We start from the raw sequence: 17,300 nt of genomic DNA, 5'->3' as shown, positions 1-17,300 counted from the left end.
GCCCCGAACATCAATCGATACCCTGCGCCGCGCGTAACCGGTGTATGGGTGTCATTTTCAAGCCACCCGTACATCCCCACTCCGAGCCCGACCGAAAGGGAGGGTCCGCCCCTGCCAGAATTCACCGGGGTGGAGCGGAGCGCGCCGCGCTCAATGATTGCGAACCAGATGCATCCGGCGCTCGGCGGCCCGCAGCTCCGGGCGGAACTCATAAACGATATTCCGGAAACCCAGCACGCCGAACGCAATGAAACAGCGCTGGTAAGCATGTACGCTGTCGTTGAATCCGTTCGGCAGATAGGCTTCTCCCACGAAACCGGAAGCAGCGGCGCCCGCGAAACTGGATAGCGCCAGGCGGTTCGCGCCGTGGTCGGACTTGTCCACGAAGGTGAATGCCAGCGCGTGCGCAATGCGCGCAACCGGGTTGGTGGAATGCGACGGGAAGTAGCGTGGATCTTCGCCCAGCGCCGCGCCGGCAAGAAACTTCGTGGTCAGCAACGTTCCCGTGACCGCGGACGCATCGCCCAGATTTCGCCCAAAGGCCCCACCCCCATCGCGCCACGCACGCGGATAGTGTCCGGGCGGCTCCGCCATCACGAAGCCCGCGGTAGCCGCGGCGCCGAGAAGAGTGTCGAAGGTCAAAGTCGTCTTGCCGAAGTAAGCCGCCTTCTCCCCGAAATCGAGAGTACCCGTCGGGTCGGGTGCCTGGGCCCAGATCGAAACCCAGCTCGAAACAAAGACAACAGGCAGGAGAAACAGGAACTTGCTTACCAATGTCTTCATCGACTCTGTAACCAGCATAGACGTTGTCAAATCGCATCGCGCAGCACGGCCATCGCCGCGTTGCGCCCGTTCATCGCGATCACACTTCCCCCCGGATGCGTGCAGGCCCCGCACAGATAAACGCCCGGCATCGGCGTCCGTGAGCTGAGCCGGTTGCTCCACATATACGCCGGCAGGCATTCGCCCTGAAAAATATGCCCGCCCGTGAGCCCGACCTTCTCTTCAATATCGGGAGGCCCGAGCACTTGCGCATCGACCACGGCATCCGGGATGTTGCTGCAGAACCGGCCGATCGAACCCAGCACAATGCGCTTGATTTCCTCGCGCCGCGTGTCCCAATCGCCGTCGGCGAACTTGTAAGGAACATACTGGCAGAACACGCTCATCGTATGCTGACCGGGCGGCACGACGCTCGGATCATGCACACTCTGGAAATAGAGTTCGGTCCACAAGCGCTCTGCGACGCGACCTTCCCGCGCGGCCGCGAAACTCGCTCGCCACTCGTCTTTCGTAAGCGGCGTGTTGATCTGCCCGTAATGATGCGTCTCGTTGGTGCCGGGCCGCGCGCGAAAATTCGGCAGCTCGCGCAGCAGCACGTTCAGCTTCACCGTGCAGCCCTCGATCGGCACGCTTTCTACCTGTTTGCGCCACGCGGCGTCGGCTGCATTCCCGAGAAGCCGCAGCGTCACGCGCGGATCGGCATTTGAGATCACCACCCGTGAACGAATCCGCTCGCCTCCCTCGAGTTCCACGCCTTCACCTGGATGGATCGCCGCGACGGGAACGCCGGTCTCAATCACCGCGCCCGCATCGCGCGCCGCATCGGCGATGAAGAACGACACCATGCCCATCCCGCCGCGCACGTAGCCCCACATCCCCGGCATTCCGCCCAGCCGTCCCGAACCGTGATGGAAGCGGATCGAAGCCGTCCCGTGGTCGAACGGGCTCGCATGGGTGCCAATCACGCCCTGCCCCAGATATCCGATCTGCAGCCGTTCATCTTGCAAGTAGCGCTCGACCATCTCCGCCATCGACCACTCAAACAGCAGCCCGCGGGCCTCCTCGTCATCGCCGAGCCGGTCTTCAATCTGCTCGCGCGTGGGCGCTTCGCCGATCCACATATCCGATTCGTCGGCGGGACGGATCGCATCGCGCACGCGCCGAATCACGTCGGACATCGCATGCCATCCGTCGACATCCGCGGGCGATAGATTGCGAATCTCGGCGTCGCAGATGGCGTCGTCCTCATGCAGCTGCACGCTCGATCCGTCTTCGAACGGGATGAACAGACCGGCGACGGCGGGCGTCCACTGGAACCCGCGCGCAACCAATCCGAGTTCTTCGATCACCAGCGGATGCAGCAGTCCCGCGAGATAAGCGCAAGGCGACATGCGAACGCCGGGCCACGGTTCTTCGATGGTGCAGGCGCCTCCGATGCGATCGCGCGACTCCAGCACCAGCACGCGTTGGCCGGCCTGCGCCAGGTAAGCCGCGCAAGTAAGCCCGTTGTGTCCCGCGCCTACGATGACGGCGTCCCACTCGGTATCCTGAATCCGATGCGGCATCTACCAAAGCATTCTGTCATGTGCGTGTTGTTTTCGTGGCGCACGGACTCGTCCATGCCGTGTCGAGGCTCCCTCGACACCTCGGCCCACACGCCAGTATTGAGGTGAGCCCGGCGGTGCCGCTGGTGGGTTTTACCGCGAGGTGGAGCGTCTTCGCCCTGGGCGCTCCGTGTAAAGGTACCGCCAAACCCAAGTAAGGTTCCGATCGTGTGGGCGTTCGCGTCGAACAGAGTACCTATCTCACGCGAATAACCGGGCTTCGGCCCGATGATGTCTATCGTCTCGTCGCGACCGAATGACGGTTCGCCTTCGCGATGAAAGCCGTAACTCCGGGATTCGCGGCGACTGCGCTGCTCTAAGTTCCCCACAGCGATTCGGTAGCGCCGGAAAGTAGTGCCGGAAAGCAAAATCGCAAACGAACTTAGCGCTTCGCTACCGAAATGCTATCCGATTCGCTGCACACCCGATCTTTGATGCGCTCCAGAGTCGTCGACATCGTCTGCCGCGCGAACTTATGGATAAACGGTGAGACTAGCCACCGGATCGAGCTCGGCACATCGCGGCTCAACATCATGGACTCCATCCGGATAAGAACGCCCTGATCGGTTTCGCGGTACCTCAGAAGGGTGAACGACCTTTCGACGAAGCCTTTCGACTCTGCCAGAGAAAGCTGCCGCTCATCCGGCTTGCCCGGACTTTGCAGTTCGATTAACTTCAACGATTCGGTAACGATATATCCGGACTTTGCATCCACCTGCACATAGCGGGACCGGAAGTCGGCCAGAAGTCCCGATCGCACTCCGAGCCCCTTCTGAATGAATTTCAGGTGATAGTCGAAGGTAGGGCCGTCGCGATTCAGCAGGCGCGCCTCCACCACCACCGGCGGGAACACCTCGGCGTAAGCGTCGTAGCGCTGCAGCACGGAGAGCAGGCCGGACGCCCGGGCGTGCGGAATCAATTCAGTCCCGAACCAGTGATGGATCAGGCCGTCGGGTACCGGACAACCCGACGGCTCGGGCGATTCAACCAGGAACCGCACCGCCGGTCCCGTCAGAAAGGTTTGCGGCGATTGGGCTTCGCGCTCGACTTGCGCACGAGCCGTCCGGACCTGCTCGTCCCACGCGGCCAATGTCTCCGCGGTCAAACGCGCGGCCGCAGCACTGCGTTGGATGACAATAACTAATCCGAAACAATAGAGTAACCGGAACACCATGGCCCTCATGCCCATGGGATTACTGGAGCGCGGTGTGAGGTTTCAGGATTTTTCAGCTTCGCGATTGTGAAAAGGTGTACATTCATCAGACCGGCCGGTCATGGAGACCGGCGGCCTGAAGACGAGATCCGCCCGCCTGAACCACATGCCTGAACCAATCGCTCGCGCATCCGCGAGATCATGGAATTTCTTGCCGAACCGTAGAGTTGCATTCGTCTCGCACTTACTTCTCGGGTTATTCCTATTCGCCGGGAACTTGTTGTTGATCCTGCCGTATCTGCGCATCGAGTACTCGGAGCAGCTATGGAATAACGGGACCATCTACCTGGCGGTAATCCGGCTGTTCCGCGACCATCCGTGGACCTGGAATGCGCTGCACTATTGCGGCGCGCCCATGCGGTACTTATACCCGCCTGTAATGTATGCGACCGTCGCGGCCATGCGCTGGATGTCGCTGGCCCACGCCTTCCGCGCAGTTACAAGCTTCGCCTTCGCCATCACCCCGGTCTGCTTATATGTTCTGGCCTGGCAACTGTTTCAGTCCCGGCTGGCGGCGTTGTTTGCGGGCGTCGCGTATAGCTTGTTCCCGTCCGTCATCTATTTAACTGCGTTGTGGCGGAATCTAACTTCGGTTATCGGTCACGCCCCCTGGCCTTTTGTGACGTTCGCTTACTACGAGGAAGCGGGACACCTGGTTGCCTTTCCACTGGCGCTGCTGGCGGTGGCGGCGATGTGGCGCGAGCGCTGGGTACTCGGCGCCGTACTTACCGGTTTGGTGTTCTTGACGAGTTGGCCGGCAGTCATCGGTCTGCTCTTTCCACTCATTGGTATCGTCACGGCGCGAACGAAGTCCTGGCTGCGGGTAGGCGCGACGGTAGGGATCGGCTACGGGCTCTCCGCCTTCTGGATGACCCCGGATTACTTTGTTTCCACGTCACTGTTGAAGCGCGTCGGACTGAACTATGTGCCGATCGCACCGGCGCCGTGGGACCGGACGACTTGGCTGTTATTAGTTGCTGCGGTAGTCGTCGTGTTATTCGCGTCCTTAAGTAAGTTGGCCCCGCAATTCGCCTTTGTTCTCGGTTGGGTAGCTTCGGGAGGCGCGGTCGTTCTGGCTTTTACATGGGCGGGAAGCTTCGTTGTCCCGGCGCCGAACCGATGCGTGTTGGAGTTAAACGCGGGAACGGTACTGGCGTTGACCGCGGTTCTATGGGCGATCCGTTGGAATCGAGCGATCGTTTTCGCCCTAGCCGCGATCCTCGGACTCTACTCGGGCCGGGAATTTCTGCGCGGACCCTGGCGATTCTTCCCTAAAGGTACAAACATCGAAACCGGCGTCGTGTACCCGATCGCGCAATGGTTGAAAGTACACGCCGGGCAATCGCGCGTATTCGCATCGGGCGAAGTCGAGGAGACGCTGCCGTTCTGGACCGACTTACCCGAAGTCGGCGGCACCAATCAGGACCTAACTAACTTTCTGCCCTACGCAGTACAGCGCTACGTCTCGCTGAGCTGCTCCACGCGCGCCGTGCCGGTATCGAAGTTGTGGCTGGAGGCAGTAAACGTACGCTATGCCGTGGTGCACGGAGCAAGGTCGCGCGAATACTATCATGCGTATGCGCAACCCGAGCGATGGGCTTCCGCCTTCCCAACGGCTTGGCACGATACCGGCGACAACTGGATCTACGACACCACGGGACGCGATCTAAGCGACGCCGTGGTTGTCGATCTCGACGCACTGAAAGCGATCCCACAGATTCGCGCGATCGATGACGAACCATTCCTTCAACAGTACGTCGCGTGGGCGCGGGGCAAGCGCGCTGCCTCGATCAAGTGGAACGATTTCGATACAGCCGAGATCGATACGGATCTCGCGCCCGGCGAGGCCGTACTCGTAAAGTCAAACTACGCGTCGGGTTGGCGCGCCGCGGGCGCCGAAACGAGTCGGGATCCGATCGGATTCTTACTAATTCACCCTGGGCCGGGACAGAAGCACTTACAACTACACTTCGGAGCGGCATGGCCCGTTTGGCTAGGCCGGTGCCTCACGGCGCTCACGATACTCCTCCTATTAATCCGCGTTCGAGGAATCTGGATTGCACTCGTCGCGGGAGTTCCCGCGTTTGCTGCCTATGTGTACTTAATGGCCAACATACCGCCAACGGTCGAAGTTGCGCGAGAAACCTACGCGACTGTCGAGCCCCCGCAAATTGCGCCCGGCGGAATCGTGAACGGATATGGAAAACCCGAGTTAAAGGCGGGCGGTCAGGTAGCCATCTACGGACTCAATTTCGGCACGTCAAAAGACGCCGTATTCATTTGGGTCAACGGGCAAAGAATCGCGACGACCTTTCACAGCGCGAATCAGGTTCAGTTCGTGATGCCCAACGACGCCGCGGGCGAAGTGGTGCTAAGTCCCGATGTGAATGGTTGTCGAGGCAACGAGTACGCCGTGCGGGTTAATTAACAGGCTGAAAAACGAACTGGCCCCTGTTCTTATCGGCGTAGCCCCGAAAACCCCAAGAATCCCCCGACGACGAAAGATCCACCGGCGACCACCAATCCACGACCACTAATCCACCACTACTAACCCACGACCACTAACCCGCGCCGACGACACGAATCCACGGACGACCACTAATCCGCATACTGAGCCGCGACAGTAATGGAGCTGGTGCTCCGGAAAAGAACCTTCGAATGCCCTTTACCGCGGGAAAGCGGAGTACCTGTTACGGATTCCCGATTTGCGCCAAAAGGCCGACAAACGTTAGGCAAGCCGATCAGACGGCAACGGAGGGGGTTCGCGTATGTCCGGAGTCATCGATCTACCCGCAAACCTCCCGAAACCCCCGCCCGCATCATCTGCGTGACGCGCGGCATGCTACGTTCGGATCATAGTGATCGAAGAGCAGAAAAGCGAACGGTTCGAACATGTCGGCCGTTTGCAGTCTTTCCTTGACCGCGACGGCTTCTGGCACAGCTTCGAACTCCCGGATGGAACCGAGATTCGCGGAGCCAACACGCTTGAAGGTCAACGCCTGCGGCTTGAAATGTTGGGAGTACCGGCCGACCTAAGCGGTAAACGCGCCCTTGATATCGGCACTTGGGACGGATGGTTCGCCTTCGAACTGGAGCGCCGCGGCGCGGATGTTGTGGCCATCGATGTTATCGATAATCCACGCTTCCGCGACTTACATAAGCGCTTTAACTCGCGCATCGACTACCGTCAGATGGATGTCTACGACATCAGCCCTCAGACCCTGGGCCAATTTGACGTAGTGCTCTTCATGGGCGTGCTCTATCACTTGAAGCATCCGCTGCTGGGACTCGAGCGCGTTTGCGCGGTGACGCGCGGTATGGCCGGCATCGATTCGTTCGTGCTCCATCGCCGGTTCGCCGATGGTGTAGTGATGGACCGCCCCATGATGGAGTTCTTTGAGCGCGATGAATTCGGCGGACAGACGGATAACTGGTGTGCGCCGAACCTGCCTTGTCTGCTCGCCTTCTGCCGGGTAGCTGGGTTTGCAAGAGTCAAGTCGCAAGGGGCTTCGGAGTATGGCGCGGCCGTGACTTGTTATCGTGAGTGGGAGCCGGTCAGCAAGGACGCGGGACCCGGCCCGGAGTTAGTATTCGCGATTCATCACGAGGACTTCGGAATCAACTTCAACGGAGCTAAGGACGATTCGATCACCTGCATGATCCGCTCGAACGAGCCAGGGTTGACCGTCTCGGATTTGCAGCCGTCGGTAGATCGGTTTGGCAGCATCCCGCTTCAGTTGAAGCGCAAGCACGATGAGGGACTCTACGAGTTCGGATTCCGTTTGCCTCCGGGTCTTGCGCCTGGATGGCACGACGTTCGCGTGCGCGCGCGTGGCAGCCGGCCGAGTAATGCGAAACCGATTGCGGTAGATATCCCGCTAACTGACTTGGACGTCCGATTCGAAGGGATTCAGGATGGCGCGACTTGGCGGCCCAATGAGTTAGACCTCTCGCGTGGCCGCGTCGTCTCTATGTGGTTCTCGGGATTGCCGGCTAACGTGGACAAGAATAACTTGCGAGTATTCGCCGGTGAGGAACGCGCGTCCGTCCTCTTCATCGAAGAGAAAACGGGCAAACGACAGGTGAATCTTCAACTTAGTGAGCGCGTGCCCCCGGGAGTAATCAAGCTGCGGGCGGAGTTGGGCGAGGCGCGCCTCGATTGCGGCGAACTGCGCGTCTTCTGAACTCCGATAGCACAAGCCAGATTAGAAGCGCGAGCATTGTCGCAATCGACAAGAGATTAAACAACCGCCCTTCCGGACCACCATCGAAACTAAGGTCAATCAGTAAGTCACCCCCAGTGTGGGGCGCGAGCAGCAGAAATCCCATCGCATCACGCCGCACTTCAACCGGCCGTCCGCCCGCACGAGCATGCCACCCAGGACTCCACGTCTCCTGAATCGAGATCAGATCCTTTGCGGGAAGATTGGCGGCGGAGATCTGCGCCTCGTGCCGGTTGCGCCACGTGAAGCTAGCGGCCGGCCGCGTAGGATCGGTCAGCGCGCGAACGTAGGGTCGAATCGGCTCTACATCGACCCCGTTAACCGGAGTGCGCGAGATGACCTCATTCGCGTGGATAACATGCGCGAGCGACGTCGTCAGCGTAGGGATGCGATAAATCCGGTCGTCACCCTGCTGCCACACCAACGGAAAGTACGGATCGAACTTATGCGGATGTACCCAACCATGGTAGGAATCGCGGGTGTTGGGGCCGTTCACGACCACGGCCTGCGCGCCCCACGTGCGCAGCCATAACTCCGCGTACTCCTCGCCGTGCGAACCGGCGCCATCGTCCGAGCCGACCTGATAGCCTACAACCCAGCTCATATAGTTGGGTAGTCCCGGCAGGCAGCAGCCGGTAACTTGCGGTTGGTCGGACCAGGCGTTGATCCAGAACTGAATGGAACCCAGTAAGTACACGCGCTGGTCGTGTAAGTGGGTGTCGAGCCAGTGCGAGGCCTGCCATTCGTACGTGCTCGTAATGTCTATCGGGCGCTCGACATCCCGTACATAGCGCGTATAAGTTCGGGTCTGAACCAGCGCGAGAACGGCGAGCACGATCAGCATCGAGATGCGATAATCGCCGAAACGATCGAGGGCCAAAGCCATCACAGCAGCGGCGCCCATAGCGATGCCAAGCTCCATCCCGATGTGGAAGCGCTCCGGCTGCGGCCACAGAGCGATATGGAATTTGAAGGCTGTAAGTGCGACCGTCCCTGGAATCAGGAACCAATACCATCCGAATTCAAGTAAGCGCGGCACGTGGAAGCGGCGCAGCAGAACGCGTGACGCGATCAGCGTCAGGGCAAGCCCACTGAAGTAGAAGATATGCGCGCGGGTGTACGGATAAGGACCGCCGATAAGTTGCGAGTTGCGCTGGTTATCGCGAATGGTGGATGGTAGATCGAGCGGGGCGATGAGTAAGTAAGCCGCGACCGCGAGTACCGCGAGCCGCACCAATCGCGCACGTGCTTCGGGCCAATCGCGGGACATCAGATACGCAAGTACTCCGCAAGCCATCACCAGACTTGCCGGCCAACTAACGATAACTGTAAGTCCCAGGAGGATGGCCGCGAGGGTGAAGCGCCACGCCGTTAATCGCCGGTAGACAGCATCCAGCGCCAGTAGCGCGAACGGCACGATGTTGAGACCGCTGACGTTCGGCCCTTCGCCGAAGTACGCGAGCGCCTGAAACCGGCGGGCGTGCAGAAAGCCGCCCATGTCCTTCGTAATCACCGGAATGAATGCCGATGGCGAGAACAGCGAGAACAGCAGGGCGGCCAACATGCCGATATCGCGGCGTCCGCTGATCCGGTACGCAAGGAAAAACATGCCGACCGGGCCCAGACAGTAGAACAGAGCGATGGTGATGTGATAACCGCGCGCGGCGTCGACATGCAGCACGTGCGCGACGGCGGCGCAGATCAGCGGGAGCCCCGGCTGGTAAGTGGATTGGAATAGCTCGCCGTTATTCCAGAGCGGAAACCAGGTAAGGTCGGGGAAGTTATCGAGGACGTAGCGGGTGAGCGCGATGTAGGCCGCTTCGATCGAGAACATGTGGACCACCCACTCGGTCCGAAACAGCGGGCGGCAGATGATCGCGTTCAGCAGGAAGACGATAGAAGTGCATGCGGCGGTGAGAAGCGCGGATCGGGACGGAAGCTTGCGCAGCGACATTCGGCGGAATAGATGAGTTTAGCGGGTGCCCCGTGTCCGAGAGTATACTCACGAAAATGCCCATCACCGGCTACGTACTGCTAGCGGCTGCGTGGCTCATTTGGTTGGCGCCGTTCCTTCTGACCGGTTGGAAGTTCGGTGGCGCCGCGGTCCGGGACCGGAACGCGCGATGGGGAATCCTCCTGCAAGCCGCGGCGTACTCCGTGTTGTGGCAGAGCCCGTTCTGGACGCACTCTCCCGGCCCGTGGCGAATGACGCTCGCGGTCCTCTTCCTTGCGCTCGCCGGCACTTTGTCCTGGACGGCGGCGCGCGCGCTCGGAAAACACCTGCGCCTCGATGCCGCATTGAGCGCCGATCATCAATTGATCCGGTCCGGACCCTATCGCATCATCCGGCACCCGATCTACGCCTCGATGTTTTGCCTGCTTCTGGGCACTGGATTCGTCATCACGCCTCTACCGCTCTTGCTGCTTGCTATCGCTCTCATGGTTGCCGGCACGGAAATTCGAGCGCGCATTGAAGATAGGTTGTTAGCCGCCGGCTTTGCGGACGATTTTCGGGTTTACCGGCAGCAAGTTAGCTCCTATATCCCCTACCTGAGGTGAGCAACACCCTTGCGGTGAGCGGACGGTTGTCCGGTCCACTCACCCAAACTAGAACGCCGTCAGGGAGTTAGTACCACTGGACCGAGAAGCTGGTCTTATCCGACGAAAGCGCGGTCGGCTTCGCTTCAACGGAACCGCCCGACGTTTCCATCGTGATTTCTTGTACGCTGGAGCTCGAAAAGCCACCGATCGGCAGGGTTTGTCCGCTGATCGTCGCGTAGTTGGTTCCCGCGATGCCGGTTGAATCGTCACCGAAGAAGACCGTGCCGAAATCGGAGAGCGGCAGGACCCCGGTATTGGTGGAGGGCGCCTCCGCAATCCATTCGGCGGAAGAACGCTTCGCCGTACTAACTGCCTTGCTCTTCGTAAACGACTGCCCGGTCCGTTCATCCGTAATTTTCACAGTGAACTCGGAAGAGGAATAAGTCACCGAGGCCGAAATGATATCGCCCGATTCAATGCTCATCGTGGTCTCATAAGAAGGCGCCGGATAGAATTCGTACCAGGAGTAGTAAACGGGCGATCCGCTCGAACAGTCGGAATCCGTGCCGATCTGCTCGACGCTATTCGAGTTGTAGCCGTCGATCCCGACCCAGAAGGCGGCGTACCCGGTCTTCGGACCGGAGCCGTTACAGGTGGCCGCGGGTACTTTCCATGATGCTTTGACGGAGGTAACGGCGTCTTTGGAAGCCGCGACCGCGTAGCCGCTCCAGTTCGTACTGGTGGACGTGCCGTCGTCGTGGCGCTCCTTGATCCTGATCGGAGCGTGCTGGTGCGGGGCGATCCGCATCACCGACTCGGTCGAATCGACCGCGCCCGGAGCTTGCGCGAACACGGGCAAGCCGGCGGCCGCGATGACTAATGGTAAAAACTTGGCAAAATACAAACGATGATTCCTCGCTTTCAATGCCGGATTCAACCGGCCGGTTTCACTCTTCCGTTGGAAGACGGAATTTTCGAGCATACGAATATTTCGGCTGAAGAGCCCAAAAGTTTTAGCCGAAATTCGCCGGACCGGGTAAAGTGCCTCCATGGGCTCTGAATCCGTCAGGCTCGCGGCTCGAATCCTGGCTGACATGAGGCAGGGCGAGCCGACCACCCCCGCGATGCGCGCCATCCGGAGGCGGGCGTCGAAGCAGATCGCGGGTCTCGATCGTGACACCGTGCTCGAACTGGCCCATGAACTGATCCGGCGCGCTTCCTTCGCCCGATTCGTGGCTTACGAACTGGTCCAGCACCATGCGGCGGCGATGCAGTCGATCACCGTCGCTGAAGTGGAGGCGCTCGGCTCCGGGATCCAAAGCTGGTCGGACGTCGACACCTTCGCGCCTTCGATCGCCGGTCCCGCATGGCGGAGCGGCCGGATACCGGATGCGGCCATTCGGCGCTGGGCCAAGTCGGAAGACCGGTGGTGGCGTCGCGCGGCGCTGGTCAGCACGGTGCCCCTGAATGCGGCTGCGGGCGGCGACCCGCGGCGCACGTTCGCCATTTGTAACATTCTGTTGAACGACCGCGACGATATGGTCGTGAAGGCGATGTCGTGGGCATTGCGCGCGCTGGCGAAACGCGCGCCGGAAGAAGTCACGCAGTACCTCGCAGCGAACCGGGAGCACTTAGCACCTCGTGTCATTCGCGAAGTAAGCAATAAGTTAACTACTGGACTCAAGAACCCGCGAAAGCAAGTAACTACGCCCGTTGCCCGAACTTAGTTCCTTCATGCAAAAACCAATCCAACCCCTGCCGCTGTTCGACGCGCGGTATCGCACGCCTTTCTTCATGGTGACGGCGCTCTTCTTCCTGTGGGCGCTGCCTAATAATCTCAACGACGTGCTGATCCGGCAGTTCATGAAGTCGTTTCAGATCTCGCGCCTCCAGGCCGGACTCGTGCAGTCGGCTTTCTACCTTGGCTACTTCTGCATCTCCATGCCGGCTGCGTTTGTGCTGCGCCGCTACGGATACCGCATCGGGCTGGTATCCGGCCTGCTTCTTTATGCTCTCGGATGTCTGCTCTTCTGGCCCGCGGCCGAAGTGAATCGCTATAGCTTCTTCTTAGCGGCGCTCTTCGTGATTGCTTCGGGACTTGCTTTCCTGGAGACCGGCGCCGGCTCTTTCATCGCGCAACTGGGCGAGCCGGAAACGTCGGAGCGCCGGCTTAACTTAGCCCAGGCGTTCAACCCGCCCGGTACCATCGCCGGAGCACTTATAGGTACGGTATTCATCTTTTCCGGCATTGAGCCCACGGCGACGCAGGCCCAAGCTATGAAAGCGGCCGGGCAGTATACCGCCTATCTGCACCGTGAAACCTTGCGCGTGATTACTCCTTACCTTGTACTCAGCGCGGTGGTGTTCCTGTTTGCGATGGCTCTGCTGCGCGTCCGCTTTCCTCCCCGTGCGTCGCCCGATCGCCCGTTGGCGGCGGACGAGCATGGCACGCTCGGCAGTCTCCTGCGCATTCCGCATTTTGTCTGGGCCGTCGCCGCGCAGTTCTTCTATGTCGGCGCCCAAGTCGGCACCTGGAGTTTCCTCATCCAGTATGTGCAGGAGTACACACACCAACCGGAGAAAATCGCCGGGTATTTCCTAAGTGGAACGCTCCTGCTCTTCGCCGTCGGGCGTTTCGTCTCCACGTTTCTCATGCAGTTCATCAGTCCTAACGTGCTGATGGGTTCCTACGCTTTGGCGAACGTCGTGCTTCTTGCGGTATCCATAACACTGCCCGGCTGGCTGGGGCTTTGGACGTTAATGTCGACCAGCTTCTTCATGTCATTGATGTATCCCACGATCTTCGCGCTGGGACTGAAGCGACTTGGCCCGAAGACGACTTTGGGCGCCTCGGTAATCGTGATGGCGATCATCGGCGGCGCAGTGATCACGCCGGCCGTAGGCTGGGCCGCCGGGCGCACCAGCATGGCGACCGCTTACCTTGTTCCCCTGCTCTGTTATCTTGTCGTCGCCTACTTCGCTTTCATCGGTTCCCGCGCCCGTTCGGTTCACAACCAAGGATGAAAAGGGACCGTTCAGCCCCACTCCGAGCCCGACCGAAAGGGAGGGTCCTCTGCTGTCAGCCGCGTTGACCCTATCCGAATAGCACGGTGTATGTCGGCGGTCATTTTCGAGGGAGCCGCGACGGCCACGGACTTCGGTTCACAACCAAGGATGAAAAGGGACCGTAAAGCCCCACTCCGAGCCCGACCGAAAGGGAGGGTCCTCTGCTGTCAGCCGCGTTGACCCTAGCCGAATAGCACGGTGTATGTCGGCGGTCATTTTCGAGGGAGCCGCGACGGCCACGGAGCGGTTGCCAGCGAACGAACCCCGATCGCGGCCATAATATTGCAGTACACTTGAACCTACTCGAACCTGGATGACGTCGCGCCAGCCATTTCCCAAAATTTGCGTCGCGCTCGGTCTTCCGCGCAGCGAGACGCTGCTGGCACAGGCTTGCCAGGAGCTCGGCAACGGGGAAAGTTTTCTCGAACTCAGGCTGGATTACTTACCCGCTCCGGAGCGTGGCGTCGCAGCCATCCGGACGATTCTGGAAAAACATCCGCAAGCGACCATCCTCGCCACCTGCCGCCGTCACCACAACGCGGGACGCTTCGAGGGCAGCGTCGAGCGCGAGCTTGAGATTTTGAACGCGGCGATCGATGCGGGCGCCCAAGCCGTTGACTTGGAAATTGAGACCGCCGAAGCGGCTGCCGCGGGCGCCGCGCAATTGCGCACGCGGGCGAAGCTGGTCCTTTCCTGGCACAACTTCGACACCACGCCGAACCTCGATCCCGTTCTTCGGCGGCTGACCCGCCATTCAGCTGACGCGTATAAACTCGCCGCCGCCGCGCGCAAGCCGTCCGATGTCGGTCGCCTCCTCGCCATCGGAAAGAAGCATCCGAAGCTTCCCCTCATCCTTCTAGCGATGGGCGAAATGGGATTCGCATCGCGTGTTCTTTCGCCCGCGTACCATGGCCTGTTCACTTACGCTTCGCCATGCAGCGTGGCCGGAACCGCCGCCGGACAGGTGAGCGCGCATCTGCTGCGCGAGCAATATCGGATTGACCGGCTCACGCGCAAGTGCAAAGTCTTCTGCGTCGTCGCCGATCCCGTGCGCCATTCTCTATCGCCCGCCATTCACAACCGCGCCTTCCAGACGCTCCGCATCGACGCCGTCTACTTCCCCATGCTGGTCGCCACCGGGCAGCTTCGCGACTTCATGAAACTCGCGGCGGAGATGGAACTCTCCGGCTTCAGCGTGACCCTCCCGCACAAGCAGCGCGTCATGCGCTATCTCGACGTGATTGACCCTTTGGCGCGCCGCATCGGAGCCGTCAACACCGTATGGCACAAAGCCGGCAAATGGCGCGGGACCAACACGGACGCGGCGGCCGTGATCAAGCCGCTCGAAAAGCGAATGCGCATCCGGGGCTGCCGCGTGCTGATCGCGGGCGCGGGAGGCGCGGCGCGCGCGGCCGCATTCGCCCTCCATGATGCGGGCGCGCAGCTCTCCGTCACCGGGCGCAATCAGGAGACGATTCGCATGCTGGCCCGCGCCACCGGCGCCGAAGCGCTCTCGCGCACGGAGGCGGAGGCCCGCGAGTTCGACGCGCTCGTGCACGCCACCCCCGTCGGCATGTACCCCCATGTGAACGACTGCTTTTTCAACCGGCGCATCCCGGCTGAGCTTGTCTTCGATATGGTGTATAACCCGATGGAGACGCTGTTGCTCCAGCGCGCCAAAGAGCAGGGCAGCGCCGTCGTCTCGGGTATCGAGATGTTTATCGAACAGGCCGTGGCGCAATTCGAATTGTGGACGGGAGAAAGCGCGCCCCGCACCGCCATGGAACGCGCCGCCGTGGCCGCCCTCGAGCACCAGAATGCGGCGTCAGCCATCAAGTGAGCCGAACGCCTTCTCGATCACACTCGGGGCGCCGTCCGTGATCGGCTCGGGCAGCTTTCCGCGCTGGAACCATTGCGCATCGAGCACATCGTCCGCCGCCGCAAGTTGACCGCCCACCACGCGGCACACGTAGTCGATCACCACAAAGTGAAACGCGATTCCACCGGACTTATCCGGCCGAATACTCTCGAAAACATGCACGACCTCGATCGGTTCCACCAGCAAACCGGTCTCCTCACGCATCTCCCGCCGCACGGCGTCGGCGAGAGTCTCACCGGTTTCGACGATCCCGCCGGGGATCGACCAGAACCCGAGGAACGGCTCATTCCCGCGGCGCACCAGCAGCACGCGGTCGCCCTCGATCGCCACGCCGCCGACGCCGAGCCAGGGACGGTCCGGATAAGTGCGCATCATTCGCGGTTAGTCTACGATACCTTCGCAGTTCGTCGGCGATTATTCGTGACACTTTGAGCCACGCCGCTTACTACCCAGGATTTGGGATCGGATCGACCAACCCCGCAAAACACTGAGAGACTCACCTCCTGAGCCCGCCTCCACCGGCGCTCCATTTCGCTTGCCGTCCGGCCTGACCGTAAACTGAGATAATAAGGTGTTGTGACCGTTACTCTAAGACTCAACCCCGAGACTGAAGCCGATTTGCTCGCCCGCGCTAATGCGGAGGGGCTTAACGTCTCGGACTTCGTTCAAAATCTCGTGCTGGAACGGATCTCGATCCCGGCAGAACCCTCGCTCCCGGCGTACGATTTGCCACCACAAGAATGGGTGCGCCAGTTCGAGGCATGGACGTGTAGCCATGCGGGTCGTAATCTACCCGTACTGTCGGACGAAGCCATCAGCCGCGAATCGATCTATGCTGATCGCGGCCTTTTACCGACGACCCGTACAGCCGGGCCGTAAACCGGGCACTCTCTATTTTGCGGTTGCGCAACGAATCGCTTGTCATCGCGCCCCAGAATCTAATTGAGTTTTGGGCTGTCGCTACCCGCTCAACCAAAGAGAACGGCCTTGGGCTGACAACCGCAGAGGCGGGGGATGAACTCGCTGGCATCCGCAATTTCTTTCGGCTGCTTCCTTACACGCCGCAAGTTGTGGAGATCTGGCAAAACCTTGTAATGCAGCACGGGGTTTCAGGAAAGCAAGCCCATGACGCCCATCTGGTTGCCATGATGACAGTCCACGGAGTGCACCGAATCCTAACATTGAACGGAGACGATTTCGCACTTTACGAATCGATCAAAGTCATTGTCCCTGCCTCGTTGAAAGAACCGTAACCAGCCCTTGCACAGGCATCCTACGGCGCCTTCACTAACGGCTCGTTCCCGCGGCGCACCAGCAGCACGCGATCGCGATCGATCGCCACGCCGCCGACGCCGAGCCGGGGACGGTCCGGATAAGTGCGCATCATTCGCGGTTAGTCTACGATACCTTCGACACTAAGTCCCCACTCTGAGCCGCGACAGTAATGGAGCTGGTGCTCCGGAAAAGAACCTTCGAATGCCTTCTACCGCGAGAGAGCGGAATTCCCCCAAAAGCGCACAGCTCCGTAAAGCGACCGGCGGCCTAACCTCAGCGGAACAGAGCGCGAAACCCTTCCTGTTCAAAATGTCGATCGTTAGTGAGGACCTCGGTCAGCCCTTCCCGTAGAGTTATAGTCCGGCGCGAAAAGATGCCCGGCTCTATGGAAGCACCCGAACGACGGCGCTTGCCAACAGACGTTCGACACCTTCCGCTGCTCTACGGCGAAAAGACGTGGTTGAGAAGAAAGTAAGGTATTCGGTCAACACTTCGTCGGTCGTCAAGATGGGCGACGTTGCCCGCTCGTGAAAAGCCCGTCATTCGTCGCGCTTCGGCCAACCGTAAATGTAATGGTCGTGCTGACTGGCTCCGTCCGTCGGCAGGGTCGCCATGATTTCAGGCGGAACATCCTTCATGCTGTCGAGGATAATCTGCGCCGCCGTTTGCAGCGGTCTTTCAACGGGCGGATTTGGTGCGATCGGCTCGGCCTGCTT

At 60.4% G+C, this 17,300-nt stretch carries 14 protein-coding genes; 8 read left to right on the top strand and 6 right to left on the bottom strand.

The genetic code is table 11. The features are described from left to right. Window positions 1-150 precede the first annotated feature (150 nt). The 3 genes from H1Y01_RS10060 to H1Y01_RS10050 all read right to left on the bottom strand — a co-directional run bounded on the left by H1Y01_RS10060 (window position 151) and on the right by H1Y01_RS10050 (window position 3,561). Window positions 151-783: a hypothetical protein gene (locus H1Y01_RS10060; protein ID WP_180540385.1), complete on the bottom strand. Its 633-nt coding sequence runs from the start codon at window positions 781-783 to the stop codon at window positions 151-153. A 26-nt stretch (window positions 784-809) separates the two neighbouring features. Next, window positions 810-2,348 carry a phytoene desaturase family protein gene (locus tag H1Y01_RS10055; protein WP_180540384.1) on the bottom strand — a complete coding sequence of 513 codons (1,539 nt, stop codon included), beginning with the start codon at window positions 2,346-2,348 and terminating at the stop codon, window positions 810-812. Window positions 2,349-2,769: 421 nt separating this feature from the next. After that, the gene (locus H1Y01_RS10050; RefSeq protein WP_180540383.1) at window positions 2,770-3,561 is read right to left on the bottom strand and encodes a hypothetical protein; all 792 of its coding nucleotides are present in this window, start codon (window positions 3,559-3,561) and stop codon (window positions 2,770-2,772) included. A 190-nt stretch (window positions 3,562-3,751) separates the two neighbouring features. Here H1Y01_RS10050 and H1Y01_RS10045 point away from each other — a divergent pair, with 190 nt between their 5' ends. Together H1Y01_RS10045 and H1Y01_RS10040 are read left to right on the top strand one after the other, a co-directional pair. Then, window positions 3,752-6,028, top strand: coding sequence for an IPT/TIG domain-containing protein (locus H1Y01_RS10045; protein ID WP_180540382.1), 2,277 nt, complete (start codon window positions 3,752-3,754; stop codon window positions 6,026-6,028). Window positions 6,029-6,503: 475 nt separating this feature from the next. Further along, window positions 6,504-7,784 (top strand): methyltransferase domain-containing protein, encoded by a 1,281-nt coding sequence (locus H1Y01_RS10040; protein ID WP_180540381.1) that lies wholly within the window; start codon window positions 6,504-6,506, stop codon window positions 7,782-7,784. Here the strand turns inward: H1Y01_RS10040 and H1Y01_RS10035 are convergent. Further along, on the bottom strand, window positions 7,723-9,777 hold the full coding sequence (locus tag H1Y01_RS10035) for a hypothetical protein (protein ID WP_180540380.1): 2,055 nt from the start codon (window positions 9,775-9,777) through the stop codon (window positions 7,723-7,725). The two genes, H1Y01_RS10040 and H1Y01_RS10035, sit on opposite strands and share 62 nt — an antisense overlap. 56 nt (window positions 9,778-9,833) lie before the next feature. Here H1Y01_RS10035 and H1Y01_RS10030 point away from each other — a divergent pair, with 56 nt between their 5' ends. After that, complete coding sequence (locus H1Y01_RS10030) at window positions 9,834-10,382, top strand: methyltransferase family protein (protein WP_180540379.1); 549 nt, start codon at window positions 9,834-9,836, stop codon at window positions 10,380-10,382. A 67-nt stretch (window positions 10,383-10,449) separates the two neighbouring features. On the opposite strand, the gene H1Y01_RS10025 is transcribed toward H1Y01_RS10030, so the two are convergent. Beyond that, window positions 10,450-11,346 (bottom strand): G1 family glutamic endopeptidase, encoded by an 897-nt coding sequence (locus H1Y01_RS10025; RefSeq protein ID WP_219341431.1) that lies wholly within the window; start codon window positions 11,344-11,346, stop codon window positions 10,450-10,452. Window positions 11,347-11,413: 67 nt separating this feature from the next. Here H1Y01_RS10025 and H1Y01_RS10020 point away from each other — a divergent pair, with 67 nt between their 5' ends. The 3 genes from H1Y01_RS10020 to aroE all read left to right on the top strand — a co-directional run bounded on the left by H1Y01_RS10020 (window position 11,414) and on the right by aroE (window position 15,270). Then, window positions 11,414-12,091, top strand: coding sequence for a DNA alkylation repair protein (locus H1Y01_RS10020; protein ID WP_180540377.1), 678 nt, complete (start codon window positions 11,414-11,416; stop codon window positions 12,089-12,091). 7 nt (window positions 12,092-12,098) lie between these two features. Beyond that, complete coding sequence (gene fucP, locus H1Y01_RS10015) at window positions 12,099-13,388, top strand: L-fucose:H+ symporter permease (RefSeq protein WP_180540376.1); 1,290 nt, start codon at window positions 12,099-12,101, stop codon at window positions 13,386-13,388. A gap of 355 nt (window positions 13,389-13,743) precedes the next feature. Further along, window positions 13,744-15,270: a shikimate dehydrogenase gene (gene aroE, locus H1Y01_RS10010; protein WP_180540375.1), complete on the top strand. Its 1,527-nt coding sequence runs from the start codon at window positions 13,744-13,746 to the stop codon at window positions 15,268-15,270. Here the strand turns inward: aroE and H1Y01_RS10005 are convergent. Then, a complete protein-coding gene (locus tag H1Y01_RS10005) occupies window positions 15,256-15,684 on the bottom strand; it encodes an NUDIX hydrolase (RefSeq protein ID WP_180540374.1) in 429 nt (142 codons plus the stop codon). The two genes, aroE and H1Y01_RS10005, sit on opposite strands and share 15 nt — an antisense overlap. 201 nt (window positions 15,685-15,885) lie before the next feature. On the opposite strand from H1Y01_RS10005, the gene H1Y01_RS10000 reads away from it, so the two are divergent. Then, window positions 15,886-16,188 carry a hypothetical protein gene (locus H1Y01_RS10000; protein WP_219341430.1) on the top strand — a complete coding sequence of 101 codons (303 nt, stop codon included), beginning with the start codon at window positions 15,886-15,888 and terminating at the stop codon, window positions 16,186-16,188. A 23-nt stretch (window positions 16,189-16,211) separates the two neighbouring features. Beyond that, window positions 16,212-16,562, top strand: coding sequence for a type II toxin-antitoxin system VapC family toxin (locus tag H1Y01_RS09995; protein ID WP_219341429.1), 351 nt, complete (start codon window positions 16,212-16,214; stop codon window positions 16,560-16,562). Window positions 16,563-17,300 lie beyond the last annotated feature (738 nt).

Origin of the sequence: Nevskia soli, from assembly GCF_903970205.1 — a bacterium.
Taxonomy (GTDB): Bacteria; Acidobacteriota; Terriglobia; order Bryobacterales; family Bryobacteraceae; genus Bog-113.
The sequence above is the reverse complement of the archived record's forward strand: the minus strand, read 5'-3'. Positions and strand labels throughout refer to the sequence as shown.